This window comes from Rhizobium sp. Root1220, assembly GCF_001426265.1.
Taxonomy (GTDB): domain Bacteria; phylum Pseudomonadota; class Alphaproteobacteria; order Rhizobiales; family Rhizobiaceae; genus Rhizobium.
Genome location: NZ_LMDG01000034.1, coordinates 12,389 through 26,424 on the forward strand (window position 1 = coordinate 12,389; position 14,036 = coordinate 26,424).

13 protein-coding genes, 1 tRNA gene, 1 pseudogene and 1 riboswitch are annotated in these 14,036 nt (G+C 59.0%); of the genes and pseudogenes, 4 read left to right on the forward strand and 11 right to left on the reverse strand.

Features of this window, described 5'->3' with window-relative positions; all coding sequences use genetic code 11:
- Positions 1-8: 8 nt before the first annotated feature.
- Positions 9-218, reverse strand: a complete 210-nt coding sequence (locus ASC90_RS21420) for a CbtB domain-containing protein (protein WP_056545056.1) — start codon at positions 216-218, stop codon at positions 9-11.
- Between the two features lie 25 nt (positions 219-243).
- Positions 244-390, reverse strand: a riboswitch (cobalamin riboswitch).
- 46 nt (positions 391-436) lie between these two features.
- On the opposite strand from ASC90_RS21420, the gene ASC90_RS21425 reads away from it, so the two are divergent.
- The 3 genes from ASC90_RS21425 (at position 437) to ASC90_RS21435 (ending at position 3,785) form a co-directional block, all read left to right on the forward strand.
- On the forward strand, positions 437-1,003 hold the full coding sequence (locus ASC90_RS21425) for a histidine phosphatase family protein (RefSeq protein WP_200950933.1): 567 nt from the start codon (positions 437-439) through the stop codon (positions 1,001-1,003).
- A 379-nt stretch (positions 1,004-1,382) separates the two neighbouring features.
- On the forward strand, positions 1,383-2,948 hold the full coding sequence (locus tag ASC90_RS21430; RefSeq protein ID WP_056545062.1) for an EAL domain-containing protein: 1,566 nt from the start codon (positions 1,383-1,385) through the stop codon (positions 2,946-2,948).
- Positions 2,949-3,161: 213 nt separating this feature from the next.
- Positions 3,162-3,785: an outer membrane protein gene (locus ASC90_RS21435; RefSeq protein ID WP_056545065.1), complete on the forward strand. Its 624-nt coding sequence runs from the start codon at positions 3,162-3,164 to the stop codon at positions 3,783-3,785.
- Positions 3,786-3,885: 100 nt separating this feature from the next.
- Here the strand turns inward: ASC90_RS21435 and ASC90_RS28975 are convergent, their stop codons facing one another.
- A complete protein-coding gene (locus ASC90_RS28975) occupies positions 3,886-5,202 on the reverse strand; it encodes a hypothetical protein (protein ID WP_156393076.1) in 1,317 nt (438 codons plus the stop codon).
- A 192-nt stretch (positions 5,203-5,394) separates the two neighbouring features.
- Here ASC90_RS28975 and ASC90_RS21450 point away from each other — a divergent pair, with 192 nt between their 5' ends.
- Positions 5,395-5,982: a transglutaminase-like cysteine peptidase gene (locus tag ASC90_RS21450; protein ID WP_056545075.1), complete on the forward strand. Its 588-nt coding sequence runs from the start codon at positions 5,395-5,397 to the stop codon at positions 5,980-5,982.
- A gap of 105 nt (positions 5,983-6,087) precedes the next feature.
- Here the strand turns inward: ASC90_RS21450 and ASC90_RS21455 are convergent, their stop codons facing one another.
- The 9 genes and pseudogenes from ASC90_RS21455 to mnmA all read right to left on the reverse strand — a co-directional run bounded on the left by ASC90_RS21455 (position 6,088) and on the right by mnmA (position 13,711).
- Positions 6,088-6,348: a hypothetical protein gene (locus ASC90_RS21455; RefSeq protein ID WP_056545078.1), complete on the reverse strand. Its 261-nt coding sequence runs from the start codon at positions 6,346-6,348 to the stop codon at positions 6,088-6,090.
- Between the two features lie 804 nt (positions 6,349-7,152).
- Positions 7,153-7,530: a hypothetical protein gene (locus tag ASC90_RS21460; RefSeq protein ID WP_056545080.1), complete on the reverse strand. Its 378-nt coding sequence runs from the start codon at positions 7,528-7,530 to the stop codon at positions 7,153-7,155.
- A 93-nt stretch (positions 7,531-7,623) separates the two neighbouring features.
- Positions 7,624-7,725: pseudogene (locus tag ASC90_RS30090) on the reverse strand (LysR family transcriptional regulator); the annotation flags it as partial.
- A gap of 242 nt (positions 7,726-7,967) precedes the next feature.
- The gene (hmpA, locus tag ASC90_RS21470; protein ID WP_056545086.1) at positions 7,968-9,182 is read right to left on the reverse strand and encodes an NO-inducible flavohemoprotein; all 1,215 of its coding nucleotides are present in this window, start codon (positions 9,180-9,182) and stop codon (positions 7,968-7,970) included.
- 25 nt (positions 9,183-9,207) lie between these two features.
- Positions 9,208-9,876: a DUF1971 domain-containing protein gene (locus ASC90_RS28470; RefSeq protein WP_244480429.1), complete on the reverse strand. Its 669-nt coding sequence runs from the start codon at positions 9,874-9,876 to the stop codon at positions 9,208-9,210.
- Between the two features lie 335 nt (positions 9,877-10,211).
- Complete coding sequence (locus ASC90_RS21480) at positions 10,212-10,946, reverse strand: class I SAM-dependent methyltransferase (protein ID WP_056545088.1); 735 nt, start codon at positions 10,944-10,946, stop codon at positions 10,212-10,214.
- A 27-nt stretch (positions 10,947-10,973) separates the two neighbouring features.
- Complete coding sequence (locus ASC90_RS21485) at positions 10,974-11,873, reverse strand: 2-dehydropantoate 2-reductase (protein ID WP_244480430.1); 900 nt, start codon at positions 11,871-11,873, stop codon at positions 10,974-10,976.
- A gap of 453 nt (positions 11,874-12,326) precedes the next feature.
- Positions 12,327-12,403: transfer RNA gene (locus ASC90_RS21490), tRNA-Met, on the reverse strand.
- A gap of 108 nt (positions 12,404-12,511) precedes the next feature.
- On the reverse strand, positions 12,512-13,711 hold the full coding sequence (mnmA, locus tag ASC90_RS21495) for a tRNA 2-thiouridine(34) synthase MnmA (RefSeq protein WP_056545746.1): 1,200 nt from the start codon (positions 13,709-13,711) through the stop codon (positions 12,512-12,514).
- Between the last annotated feature and the right edge of the window lie 325 nt (positions 13,712-14,036).

Genomic DNA, 14,036 nt, shown 5'->3' on the forward strand with positions numbered 1-14,036 from the left:
TGAACTCCTTAGTGGCAGGGGAAGCCGAGGAGGTGCCGGCCGTCGTGCAGAAACTCGTGCACGTTCATACCGTTGAACAACGCCATCGCGCCTTCCTCGGTGCCGACAAAATAGATGGCGATAAGCATCAGCAGGCCGCCGAAGATGGCCCATGGCAGGATTTCGCCAACGGGGATGGGAGCCGGCAGTGCTGCGGGCGCAAAAGTGGTATCAGACATAAATTCCTCCTGGAATGACGCGTTCAGTCGAGAATCGTTGCGTGGTAGGGTCTGACTTCCAGTCTGGGGTATCCCCATCCTGATCACAGTGGCGCGACCGCACCGGAATTTCACCGGCTTCCAAACCTACAACATCACCGTTATAGCTGCGGCCAAGTTGCTGTCAACGAAACTTCATGGAGCGACACTCTGCCGTCGCATAGCTGGAGACAACCGACGTGATGACGCGTCTCACCTGGATTTGTCACGGCTCGACGGTCGCCAATCGTGAAGCGAGATTTCCGCTAGACGAACCGCTAGACGAAAGAGCTGTTGAAGCAACGAAGGCGATCGCCAGCCTTCTGCAACGTGCCGACCACGTCTTTGCCAGCCCCGCGTTGCGGGCGCGGCAGACAGCTGAAGCGCTGGGGCTCGCGGCCGAAACAGCCGACGATCTCGCGGATTGCGATTACGGTCGCTGGGCGGGACGATCGATCTACGACCTTCAGCAGACCGAAGCCGAAAACCTTGCAGGCTGGATGACCCAGCCCGACGAAACTCCGCACGGCAGCGAGTCGGTGACGGCGATGTGCGCCCGCGTGGGCGCTTGGATGGACGGGCATTTGCGACTTGGCGGCCATGCAATCGCCGTTACCCATGCTGCCATTCTCAGGGCCGCGATCGTCAGTGCCCTGAAGGCTCCAGCATCGTCCTACTGGCTTTCTGATATCGAACCGCTCGCCATCGTGCGGATGACCAGCAACGGCAACCGCTGGGCCCTGCGACTGGAAAGTGCGTCGCCCTAATATTCCTCGGAATAAATTAGACCAGCCTTACGCAAGGCGGCCGCGCGATAACTATCTGACCCGGCTTGCCGGGCTGTCAATCCTTGCCCCAAGGAGGACCAAAGATGTCATACGACTGGAGCGGGGCACGGACACGGCGCACGCGTTTGGTGCGAATGGCCAGTGCCGTGGTCGTGCTTATCCTTCTGCTCAGCGTTTTTCTGTTGATCAGACGTTGAGGTGACAGGCGAGCGGAACTAACCGCTCGCCTTTTCCTTGCCACCCTGGCAGCGAAAGCGCGCTCTTGGACAGGAGAGGATACCGAGAAATCGCCCTCCGGTTTCAACGAACACTTCAGACTTCAATGATACACAGGCGCCGGGTGGAGATGGAGTGGAGCATGCCGGTTTTCTTCCAGAGCAGAGCTGGACGGCAATGCCTGTCGGTCATGGCGTTGGGAGTGACGCTTTGGATCATTGGCGCAACGCTGGAACTGGACAACCGGCTGGTTGCCTTCGTAGGCGCCTTCGAGAGCTATGGAGCAGACAAGCTGGCTCTGGCGCTCGGCATCGGCGGCGCCATGAGCTTTGTCTACTCGGTCTTGCGCATCATGGACCTCCGCCGGGAAATGGAACTGCGTGCTGTTACCCAGACCAAGGCCGACTGGACCGCAACTCATGACCACCTGACCAAGCTTCCGAACCGTTACGCCTTTGAGCGGAAAATGCTGCCACGCCGGACAAAGACCGATGACGAAGGCGAACAATGGGAACGAAACGTCACCATTTTCTCCATCGATCTCGATGGGTTCAAGAAGGTCAACGATCTTGTTGGCCACAATGGCGGCGATGCTCTTCTGATCGAGGTCGCCAAACGAATTTGCGCGATCGGCAACGCCGATTGCGTTTATCGCTTCGGGGGCGATGAGTTCGTCGTGGTCGCACTCGGCCTTTCCTCGCGGCATGAGGAACGCTTCGCCCGTCTCCTCATCCAGGCGGTCACACGGCCCATTCATATCAATGGCTTCGCTGTCGAAGTGGGCGCCAGCGTCGGCTACGATCGATGGCTACAGGATGAGGAACCCCTCGAAAGCGCCGCCCATCGCGCCGATCTGGCCATGTACGAAGCGAAGTCAACCGGTCCGAACCACCATCTGATCTTCGAAGCCTCCATGCAGGACAAGGTCGTCAAACGTGCTTCGCTGGAATCGAAGTTGCGGGCCGCGATCCGGAACAAGGCGATCCGTCCATTCTACCAGCCACTCATCAATCTGAAGAGCGGCAACGTCTGCGGCTTCGAGGCCCTTGCCCGCTGGACCGATGACGATGGCGTCAACATTCCGCCCCCGGTTTTCATCGGGATTGCCGAAGAAACCGGGATGATCACCGAACTGTTTGAGGATCTGCTGACACAGGCCTGCAATGACGCGCTGGCTTGGGACGAGGATGTCACCCTTTCCTTCAACGTTTCACCGGTGCAGATGGAAGACAAGCTTCTGGCATCGCGCATTTTCAAGGTGCTCGCCGCCAACGGCGTGCCACCACATCGCCTCGAGATCGAGATCACCGAGAATGCGCTGATTCAGGATCCCGCCGTCGCCGCGCTCATTCTTGATGAGCTGCATGAGGCAGGCGTCCAGATCGCGCTCGATGATTTCGGTACAGGGTATTCGAGCCTCGCGCAGTTGGCTCGGTATCGCTTCGACAAAATCAAGATCGACAAGCGGTTCGTCGCTACCTGCCGCGAGGACGAGCGCCAGGAAAAGATCGTCCGGGCCATGCTCGGCCTCGGCGACAGCCTCAAGATCCAGACGACCGCCGAGGGCATCGAAGAGCACAGCCAACTCGTCCATCTGATCCAACTCGGCTGCGACATCGGCCAGGGCTACCTTTTCGGCAAGGCCATGCCCGCCGACGAAACGCGTTCCTACTTATTGAACCGCACAAAGGCGCTTGCCGGCAATTGACCACAACGTCTGAGAGCCTGGTGTCGAACAAGATCAAGTGACCGAGCATCAGAAATTCGTGATGGAACCGAATTGCCGGCAGCGTGGTTTTGCGTCGGGTCCTTGGGCGAATACTCCCACTGAAGCGCAGTTGCATTCCGCTTGCGCCACGATCCACGGATCGGGCGTTCTCGGTCCGTCTGACTGCATCCTTTGCTAGGAGAGGAATTTGTGATGAAATTGTGCGTTTTTGGGGCGTCAGCAGCGCTCGTCATGCTTGCTGGCAGCGCCTCTGCTGCGGATCTGGTACCCGAAACTCCTCCCGAACCGGTCGTACAGGCTGCACCGCTGTTTACCTGGAATGGCTTCTACGTGGGTCTGCAAGGCGGCGGTGCCTGGGGCAACGGCAAGTTCTCGGGCATTGGTGACGCAGACCTCGATGGCGGAGTCCTCGGCGGCTTCGCCGGGTACAACTGGCAGCTCGACAACAATATCGTGCTCGGCGTTGAAGGCGATGCTTCCTACAATTGGAACGAGGAGACGGTCGGCGTCAACGAATACAAGTTCGATACGACCGGATCGGTCCGCGCCCGCGCCGGCTATGCATTCGATCATGCACTGCTCTACGGTGCGGCTGGCTGGACAGGCGCACGCGGACATGTCAACACGCCTGTCGGCGGCGACGACCGAACGTTCTCCGGCTGGACCGTCGGAGCAGGCGTCGACTATGCTTTCACCAACAACATCTTCGGCCGTGTGGAATATCGCTACAACGACTACGGCAGCAAGGACTTGCAGGGCGTGAACACCGATTTCAACCAGAACGTCGTCACCGTCGGTGTCGGGTTCAAGTTCTGATCCACAACGACGCTGATCCTCTACACAATGACAAAACCCGGGCGAATGCCCGGGTTTTGTACATTTAAATAGCAAGAATGGCTGGCTGCCTGCGGTGGCCCTAGTGGTTGCCGCCCTGACCGCCGCCATGACCGCCACCCTGGTTGCCACCTTGGTTACCACCCTGGTTACCACCCTGGTTGCCACCCTGGTTGCCACCTTGGTTGCCGCCCTGGTTACCACCTTGGTTGCCACCCTGGTTGCCGCCCTGGTTACCACCTTGGTTGCCACCCTGGTTGCCGCCCTGGTTACCACCCTGGTTACCACCTTGGTTGCCACCCTGGTTGCCGCCCTGGTTGCCGCCCTGGTTACCCCCTTGGTTGCCACCCTGGTTGCTGCCTTGGTTACCACCTTGGTTGCCGCCCTGGTTGCCGCCCTGATTGCTGCCTTGGTTGCCCCCTTGGTTGCCACCCTGGTTGCCGCCCTGGTTGCCGCCCTGGTTGCCACCCTGATTGCTGCCTTGGTTGCCCCCTTGGTTGCCACCCTGGTTGCTGCCTTGGTTACCACCCTGGTTGCCGCCTTGGTTACCACCCTGGTCGCCGTTTTGGTTGCCGCCCCGGTTCCGACCGCCATGCTCACTACCACGCCGGCCGTGCTCGTTGGATGCATGATCCCTACGATCGCGACCGCCCCAGCCATGGTCCTGGGGACCGTGGTCCTTCTGACCATCGCCGCCCCAACCGTGGTCCTTCCGGCCATCACCACCGCGACCGGGGTCCTTCGAACCATGATCGTTCCGACCACCGCCCCAGCCATGGTCCTTGGATCCGTGATCCTTGTGATCTCCACCGCCCCAGCCGGCGCCACCTCGATCGTGGCCCTTATGAGCGCCCCCACCCCAGCCGTGGCCATTGGATCCGTGATCCCGTCCGCCACCGCCATGTGAATGTTTGCCGGAGCCGTGGCCCTTCGGACCGTCCCCGTGCGAGTGATGATGGTTTTTCGAGCCGTGATCCTTCGGGCCATGCTGATGGCCACCGTTTTGGCCGCCACCTCCACCGCCGCCACCTCCACCGCTGCCATCGCCATCCCCGCCGGGACCATCGCCGCCGCCGCCGTTGTTGTTACCACCACTACCGTTTTCGTTGTTTTCCCCGCCGCTCTCGCCTCCTCGATCGCCTGCACCGGAACTGCCACCATTTCCTCCCTTCGAGAAATTGACAGTCGTCCGCGTGCCGGTCAGCAGGCGGTTGCCATTATTGTCAGGGTCGGCGAAGGGGTTCTCATACACGGTTGCGGTCGGTCCACACAGTCGCTCCTCGATCGTGCCCGGCCTCACCACCTGGCAGTTGAGCCTCTGTGCCTGCGCGCTTGCGAGACTGGTTCCTGCAAAAAGAAACGCTACACCAGCAGAAACGGTAAGAAATCCTTTACGCATATTCACTCACTCCCAAAGTTAACGGAGCGTTAACACGGAAGTTTATACATTGCTAATAAAGTAAAGAGAAGAATATCCACCGGGGATCGACCCTCGATCGTTAGTCTATGATTAACCTTTAAAATATAAAATTCTAATACAATAGAAGGTGGACACCTGACGGGGATGCTCTAGATCTAAAGGATGTTACGGATGCGGAACCTTACGCCTTTTGCGGTGCTTGCCGCACTTCTGGCGGCCTTCCCAGGACCGAGCTTCGCCGGCTCTGCCCTCAAGGCGTCGCGATCAATCGGCGCGCCTGTCGGCTTTCCGTCAGCCTGTTCCCGCTATGTATGGCTATGCCACGACAGCACCGGCCGAAACATCAGTGACGAGGACGCCATGCCTGTACTCCAGCGGATCAACCGCGAGGTCAATGCCGGCGTAACATCGGCGTCGGACAGGAGACTCACAGGTAAGTCGGAATACTGGTCGCTCCCGATCAACAACAAGGGCGATTGCGAAGACTACGCGCTGTTGAAACTGAAGAACCTGCTCGGCGCAGGCTTTCCATCGAACCGGCTGGCTCTTTCCGTCGTCATCGATCGCCGCGGTAACAACCACGTCGTTCTCTTGGCGCGCCTGAAATCAGGAGATTACGTGCTCGACAATCTCTCGGGTCGGGTAAAGCCCTGGACCAGCACAGGATACACATTCCTCGCAAGCCAGAATTTCCACAACAAGAGCGCATGGCAGGTGACGCTCGCCGGCCCAAGAGCAAGTGAATTCTCCGGGACCTGACCTTGCTCGATCGACAACCGTATGCACTGGCGGCGCAATATCCCCGCCTATTGAGTATGAGGACGCATCCGCAGCCTATGAACAAGCGCTGTAGACCGTAGCGGTCTAGTGTATCGAGGGGTCATCACCCTCCAGGAACGAGTGAATGCCGTCACGCGCGACGGTCGCAAGGAACTCATCGAACGCCTCACGATCGGTTGCGAAGGGCTCTTCCCACTCGATCAGGTCTTCGTCCTGGGTGACTACTTCCATCTTCCAATCGCCGTTCGTGCCTTCGGGACGGAAGATATCGACAAGCACCGTTACACCGTCTTCAGTGAACTCGCCTGCCAGTTCGGAATGTTCCAATTTGGGCGTCTTGGCCATTTCAATCCTGATCCGCGTCCATCCAACACATGCTATTGCGGATAATACCAGCTCCCGCGAAGCGCAAGCCGAAGAACATAACTTTACGAAAATCCCGGCAACGGGATATCGGTCTTCGGCACCCACACCTAAGTATAGTGGTACGAAGCGGCTCTTAACGCTACCTTTCGACTGTCACCTCGATCCTCCCTCGACGGTGGATAGCCACCCCGGCTATCAGGACCTGAGCGCCTCCCCCTCGCTGAGGTCTGTGCGGATTAACAGATCCGCTTTGGGCCGCCCCTAATCCGGGCGGCCTTTTTTTCGCCGTGAGCCGCATGTGGCATGCCTATGGACAAAACCAATCGTTCGACGGTGTTCAACAGTCCGTGAACTTTCGCGTCGCTACTGGCCAGGTCTTGAAATGCGTATCATGCTGGCTGCGGAGGAGTAATTCAGATGCCCCGACTTTCAGTGGCTCCCGCCGGCGCGATCATCATTCTTGCGGTGATCGCTTCGGCATGTACTTCAGCACCCTATCGCCAGGAGACCTCATCGAATCCAGCCTGCTCGGATGGCTTCAGGCCGAGCAACGGTAGACCGTGCAGTTACTAATGTTTCCGTTTATGGCTTGATACGCATCGCGCCAGCAAATGAAAAAGGCCGGGACGAGACTTCGTACCGACCTTCCTCGAGCCGTCTCGACAACGCTGCCAGTACATCCGTGGTCAGCTGTGCGAGACGCATCCTGGAAGTTGAGTGTAGTCCAACACCGCGACAATTCAAGTCCGCCTTTTGAAGCATCGCCGCTTGGCTCGGTTGCTCTCAAATCTTCATTTCGATACGTACGCCGTGAATGGTCTTTCCGGATGCATTGTGCACGCGGCCTGCGGCCTGCGGTGCCATATTCACCACCAAGCAACCCTTGCCATCCCAGGCCTCCAAAGCCTGTATGACGTCTCGATTTGGAGGCAGCTGCTCGCCATCCGGCGAAATGTCGTGAACCGGCCCCTGAATCTGATCCAGTACAAACACGGAAGGCCAACGATGGTGGTGCACCGGCTCTTCTTCACCAGAATGCAGGATCACTTCCAGAACCCGCAGGTTCTCGTTTTCAAAAAGAACTTTATGATTTTGTGGCGCCGCAACGACCGCGTCCAATGCCATGTCCCAAGTTGACGGATCATCGTTTGCTATTGACATCGTCCCGCACCCCCAGATTGCAGATGCAGTACATTAGCTTTACGCAATACACATGACAACAGCCAAGTCTATCGTGAATGGCCGACCGCTCGCTCAGGGTCTTTCGAACTGTTTCGCCTGGCGAGCCACAAAGTCGCACAGCAGCCTGACTCTCGCCGGCACCGTTTGCCCAAACGCATGCACGGCGCGAAATGGCAAGGGCAAGGAATTTCGCGAGCGTCGCGATGCCGGTGAAGCACCCCTGCTTACCGAAAAGCGATCCTCCGTGTAGAGGTTGCTGGCGAAACCGTGCTGCCGTGGCCCGACCTCGCGACAGTGAAAGGCTTCCTTCCGCCCCGTGAGCGGTGAGGCAAATCATACGTCCCATCGGCCGCCTTTGCAGCAGAGGCGGCCGATGTCGTTGACAGCACAGTTCCGGGCAAAAACCGCCCGCTTCGTTATGCAGCCAGCAGCTCGTCCGACGGACCGAAGAACTCGTAGTGGACGCGGTCGGCACTGACTCCGGATCTCAATAGAGCGGGCACCAGCGATCGCAGGAACGGTTTCGGGCCACAGAGATAAAAATCTGCTTCGTCGAGGGGTGTATTCAGCCGTAGCCAGTCCGCGGTGATGAAGCCATCGACGTCATGCGAGAGACCGACTGCGTCCGACTTGCCCGGTTCGCTGTAGAAGGTGCTGACGGTGATCTTGCCGTGGTCCCGAGCAAGCGCCCGGACATGGCGATCCATTGCATGCGTCGAGCTGTTCAGCGCGCCATGCACGAAATGCGCGTCCAGATCGGGATGGTCGGCGACGATCGCCTCCACGATGCTGATCATCGGCGTGAGACCCACACCTCCGGAAAGCAGGACGACCGGTCGCGGCGGCTCATCCGCAAGGTGGAAATCACCTGCCGGCGGTGTCACATTCAGAACCGTCCCGATCTCGGCCTTGTCATGAAGGAACAGGGAGCCCCCCTGCCCACCGGCCTCGCGCTTAACCGAAATCCGATAGGAGTTGTCGCTCGGGCCGCTGGAGATCGAATAGTTGCGCTTGATCTCGTTGCCGGCCTCGACGGGCAGGCGAAGCGTCAGATATTGGCCCGGCCGGTGCCTCGCTACCGGTCCGCCATCCACCGGGCGCAACACGAAGGACGTGACGACCTCGCTCTCCCTCGTTTTCTCGGCGATCGCAAACGCTCTCCAACCGGTCCAACCGCCGGTGCGCTCCTCAAGCTCATTTCGAATTTCAACTTCACGCTCCTGCAGGACATTGGCCAGGAACCAGTAGGCTTCGCCCCATGCCGCCAGGAGTTCCGGCGACGCTGCATCACCAAGGACGTCCTTGATGGCGTAGAGCAACGCTTCGGCGACGAAAGGATAATGCTCCGGGAGAATATGGTAGCCGATATGCTTGTGGGCGATACGTTCGACGACCGGAGCGAGAACCGACAGGTTTTCTATATTCTTCGCATAGGCGAGGATCGCCCCGGCAAGTGCCTGAACCTGCGAGCCGTCTTCACCTTGGTTGGCATGATTGAAGAGGTCACGTATGTGCGCGTCGCGGAACAGGCGCGCATACATGCTCTTGGTAATTGCGGTACCGTGCGTTGCAAGCGCGGGCACGCTGTTCTTTACGATCTCGATCGTTTCGGATGTAAGCGCCTGGGGCATGAACTTCACCTTTCAAGTTGTGTCATCAATGTTGGCTGGCAGGGTCGCGATCGTAGAACTCGATCCGGCACTTTACCGGGCCGGCGAGTTCCAGATGGTGAGGCCGTTCGGGCGGGATCACCATCGGATTGGCGGCGCTCACCAGAACGGGAGCTGCCATTTCGGATCGATATTTCACGTCCCCTTCGAGAACCCGAAGCACCCCCCAGGTTCCGGCCCGCAGGGCGTGAGCCTGGAGCAGAGGTTTCGGAAGCGACCGTTCGTCAAATACGGAAGTGGTTTTGTAGGGTCGCAAGGCGACGCCATCGTCAGCACCCTCTTCCGGATCGGAAATGTCGTGGCCGAACAGTGCCATCGACAAACGCGAGGCAATTCTGGCCGCTTTGGCCTGCATGAGATTTGCTGCGGCTTCGGGAAGCACCTCCGCCGTCGCCTCCGCCCATAGCGCGAGCCAGCGGACGAACATCGAGGGCTGGATTCGGTCGGAATGCATAAGGTGCATGGCCACGGGATTACCCTTGTAACGTCCTGTCGTGAGCATCACCGACGACCAGAACTCGACCATGCGGCCCAGGTGCTCGTTCCAGTCCTGAACGACGGCAAAAGCCTGCCTCAGTTCCTCGTCCGCCCGCACCCGATCATAAAACCGATCCACGACCGTCCTGATGTCGTCCTCGGTGAATACGTCAGCCATCATCGTTCCAATCAATAGATATATTCTTTATAGATCTTTTGGCTGATGGCGCAAAAAGATTCAAGTGAAATACATCTTTAGGCGAGGCGCGTTTTGACGCAGTCAAAAACGTTGAATGCGCGTCTCTGGCTGGAGGGCGTTTCATCCCTGTCGATTGATGTGTGCCGTTATGTCTTCGCTCAGTTCCGCTTCGAGGTGGCAGAATTGCTTGTGCGATCTCCGCCCGTGAGCGAACCGAAGCCCGCGATTTGATCATTTCCGGCTTAGGACAATTGCTCCTTCACAACTGGAAGATCTGCATACTTGCCCTGCGGGAGCAGTCTGAGAGCGCGATGTCAGTTCCTAAATTGAAAGACTCTCCCGAAACGATTGGGCATCATGAATATTTGTTCGGCATGGGCGAACCCAGCCTGATGGCCCATCGCCTTCCATCCGTCGGCCGATTCCGGGAAGTCGGCCAGCCTATTGTGGGCCAACATTGTTGCAAACTCTTCGTCGGTTATTGCGGCCCATACGCTCCGATATGCAGAGAACCGATCAAGCCAACCGGCGCGACTCTCCCCGTCAAGAAGGGTGGGTTCCCAGATCAGAAACAGGCCATCGCGGCTCAATGTATTGCGCACATCTTTCATCAGCCGGACCTTTCCTTCCGGTTGCAGATGATGCAGCGACATTCCAATCCACACGACGTCTACGGCATCGGACCAGTCGGTCATTGCTTCGACGAAATCGCAACACTGCAGGTCGATGGGACACGGCAAGTCCTTTAACGATTCTCTTGCGAGTTCCAGAGACTGAGGAGAGAGGTCAATCCCGTAATAGTGGTCGATGGCAGTCCCTTTGAGCGCAGCCGCTGAGGCGACCGCATCCCCGCAAGCGATATCGAGAAACTTGAACGGCTTCTGCATCTCTTGGGAGAGCAGGTTATGAAGCAAGCCGTAGACCTCGCGATGAAACATGAGGTTTTCCCCGACGATCTTCCGGTAAGTTGCCAGGTGTTTGTTAAACATGGCTTGTGCATCGTCGGCGCTCGTCGAAGAAATGCTCTCAGCCCAATTTTCCCTCTCCATGCGTTTCCCTCCCCGGGGTCCATGCAGTCAGAGTGTACCATTTGCGTGTAGATGCAGCGCGCGATAGACAGTCGTATGTGCCGGCGTCGCTACGCCAAGTTCCCTCCCAAGCGCGTGCATGCGTCCTGAAAGCCATGCAACTTCCAGCGGCTTTCCGTGCAAGAGATCATTGGCCATGGATGAGCGCGTATCGGGCGGCAGATTTTGCCACCGCGATTGAGCGTCCGCTAGGTATCCGTCGCGCATCGGGTGACCGGCTGCCATTGCGACCGCCATGCCCTCATCGCGCAACTGGTCGAGGAATATAAGGGCTTCAGAATCGGCCAGGATCGGTCCAATTCCGGAACGCATCAGGCTGGTCACACCCGAGAACGCGCAGAGCGTCACGAACTTGGCCCAGAGCACCCGGTCGATGTCATCAACCGCCTCCAAGCCAATGTTGCCCGCCTCGATGCAGGCAGTCTGCAGCGCGCCGATCACCGGGTCATCGTGCCCACCCACGTAGAACTGCGTGGCACCACCCACATGCACGATCAGGCCGGGCTGTTTGAGATATCCTGAAATATAGGCGGCGCCGCCGACAACCTGCGAAGGCGGCACATATCGGGCAAGCGTCTCGACACTGTCGATGCCGTTCTGCAACGTCATCACTCGCGTTTCCGGCCCGACCATCGGCACGATTGCTGCGGCCGCCGTTTCGCTGTCATAGAGCTTGACGGCGAAGAACACGATGTCGACACGGCCGACATCGTCAGGCGCCTCGGTCGCCGTTACCCGAGGCAGGCTGACATTGCCGAGCGGACTTTCCAGCTGCAATCCATGGCTTCGCATTGCTTCTAGGTGAGCACCACGCGCAATAAAGGCTACGTCATGGCCGGCTAGAGCGAGCCGCGCACCAAGATAGCCGCCGATAGCGCCAGAACCCATGATTGCGATCCGCATGGTCGCCCCCGACGACAAACGGTGGTTGAGAAAATCAACATAGCAGTTCTTCGGCGCTAGATCACGGTCAAATAGGCGCCGGCGGTCGTTGCAAGAACGCCGGTCGATTGACCGATGGCGGCTTAATGATACCACGTGTGGCAAACGCGATCTTGCAGGAGGCCCGTGTCGGTCACTCCTTCTACTTCACCTTTTGCACAAAGCCGTCGTCTGCCAATGACTGCTGTCAGCCCAAAGCGGAACTCACGTTGGAAAGCGAATGGCTATGGCGTAAATTGAATTACGTGCTTGGATCGCCGCCATATTGATTTTTGAGCCAACAGGGATGGCGTTCCTATTCGGCGCCAAGAGGAATCCCGCGGCTAGCTTCAACTAAGAAACTACGGATCCAAGTGACAAAATCCCGGATTTTCGCGACCTGTGACACTTTTCGGAAAGTGGTAGCGGGGGGCGGAATTGAACCGCCGACCTCAGGGTTATGAATCCTGCGCTCTCACCAACTGAGCTACCCAGCCACTGCCAACGATGCCGTTTGCAAAGCGTCCGGCCTGTCGAATGAGCGGCTTATAAGGTGCCCCTTGCGGTCATGTCAAGCGCATGGTTGAGAAAATGCCCGGGAGTTTTCACGCCGCGACAGCACTTGTCAGCAGCGCCTTTAGAGAGGCTTCCGCCGCCGGTTCGCGTTCCGACCGCTCGATGAAACCGCCGCCATAGACACGGGCGTTGTCGCCCGGCGCCGAATAGAGCGCGCAGGCCTGCCCGGGTGCCACACCCGCCTCACCCACCGCAAGATCGACATAGATGCCCGTCTGGTCGGCATGCAGCACGGCAGGCGTCGGGGTGCGGGTCGAGCGCACCTTGGCGAAGCAGGCAAAGCCTTCACCGGATGCCGCCTGCGCCAATTCCTCGTCGCCGAGCCAGTTGACGTCGCGCAGATAGACGCGGTGCGTCTCCAGTGCTTCCTTCGGACCGACGATGACGCGGCGCGAGCGGGCGTCGAGATAGATGACATAGAGCGGCTCGCCGGTGGCGATGCCGATGCCGCGGCGCTGGCCGATCGTGTAGTGCAGGATGCCGTCGTGATTGCCAAGCACGCGCCCGTCGAGATGAACGATCTCGCCGGCCAGCGCCGCATTCGGCTTCAGCTTGTTGATGATGTCGGTGTATTTGCCTTGCGGCACGAAACAGATGTCCTGGCTGTCGGCCTTCTTGGCGACGACGAGGCCCATCTCTTCGGCAAGCTTGCGGGTTTCCGCCTTCGGCAGCCCGCCCAGCGGAAAGCGCAGGTAGTCGATCTGCTCCTGCGTGGTCGCAAACAGGAAATAGCTCTGGTCGCGATCGGCATCGGCCGGGCGATAGAGCGCGCGGCGGCCGGGATTGCCGGGCGACGGATTTGCCCGCGAACGGATATAATGGCCGGTTGCCAGCGCATCGGCGCCGAGTTCCCTGGCGGTTTCCAGGAGATCGGCGAACTTGACCGTCTGGTTGCAGGAAACGCATGGGATCGGTGTTTCGCCGGCCACATAGCTTTCCATGAACGGGTTGATCACCGTGTCGCGGAAGCGCTTTTCGTAATCCAGCACATAGTGCGGAATTCCAAGCGTCTCGCACACCCGGCGTGCGTCGTCGATATCCTGTCCGGCGCAGCACGAGCCAGCGCGATGAACGGCGGCACCGTGATCATAGAGTTGCAGCGTGATGCCGAGCACGTCGTAGCCCTCGCGCTTCAAAAGACCAGCCACAACGGAGCTATCGACGCCGCCCGACATGGCGACGACAACACGGGTCTCTTCCGGCTTCTTGTCAAAATCCAGTGTGTTCACGGCGGCTGCCAATTCTAGAGCGTGTCTCGATCCACCCTGCCTCGCGCGGATCCGGCGGATTCCATCCGAACCGGCGGGGTCGGCCGCCGTGGTCTTTCGTTGCCGAGGATATAGAAAGGAATGGCTTGCCGCGCAAGAGGCGGGCTTGCGGCCGTCTTACGGGCTGCCCCCTACGGCGCCGCCCCGGTAGATCTGATGTGCGGCGTGTTTCAGTGAGTTCGCTGACTCCAACGACGGATCTGGGGTCGAAGCACTAGAACTCTCAACCTCGCCAGGCTTCGCCATCCGCCCTCGCCCCGAAGACAGGAATTGCGCCGTCACCGCC

Coding starts and splice junctions, on each gene's coding strand:
- ASC90_RS21420 (WP_056545056.1), bottom strand. CDS start 218: ATGTCTGATACCACTTTTGCGCCCGCAGCACTGCCGGCTCCCATCCCC.
- ASC90_RS21430 (WP_056545062.1), top strand. CDS start 1,383: ATGCCGGTTTTCTTCCAGAGCAGAGCTGGACGGCAATGCCTGTCGGTC.
- ASC90_RS21435 (WP_056545065.1), top strand. CDS start 3,162: ATGAAATTGTGCGTTTTTGGGGCGTCAGCAGCGCTCGTCATGCTTGCT.
- ASC90_RS28975 (WP_156393076.1), bottom strand. CDS start 5,202: ATGCGTAAAGGATTTCTTACCGTTTCTGCTGGTGTAGCGTTTCTTTTT.
- ASC90_RS21450 (WP_056545075.1), top strand. CDS start 5,395: ATGCGGAACCTTACGCCTTTTGCGGTGCTTGCCGCACTTCTGGCGGCC.
- ASC90_RS21455 (WP_056545078.1), bottom strand. CDS start 6,348: ATGGCCAAGACGCCCAAATTGGAACATTCCGAACTGGCAGGCGAGTTC.
- ASC90_RS21460 (WP_056545080.1), bottom strand. CDS start 7,530: ATGTCAATAGCAAACGATGATCCGTCAACTTGGGACATGGCATTGGAC.
- hmpA (WP_056545086.1), bottom strand. CDS start 9,182: ATGCCCCAGGCGCTTACATCCGAAACGATCGAGATCGTAAAGAACAGC.
- ASC90_RS28470 (WP_244480429.1), bottom strand. CDS start 9,876: ATGGCTGACGTATTCACCGAGGACGACATCAGGACGGTCGTGGATCGG.
- ASC90_RS21480 (WP_056545088.1), bottom strand. CDS start 10,946: ATGGAGAGGGAAAATTGGGCTGAGAGCATTTCTTCGACGAGCGCCGAC.
- ASC90_RS21485 (WP_244480430.1), bottom strand. CDS start 11,873: ATGGGTTCTGGCGCTATCGGCGGCTATCTTGGTGCGCGGCTCGCTCTA.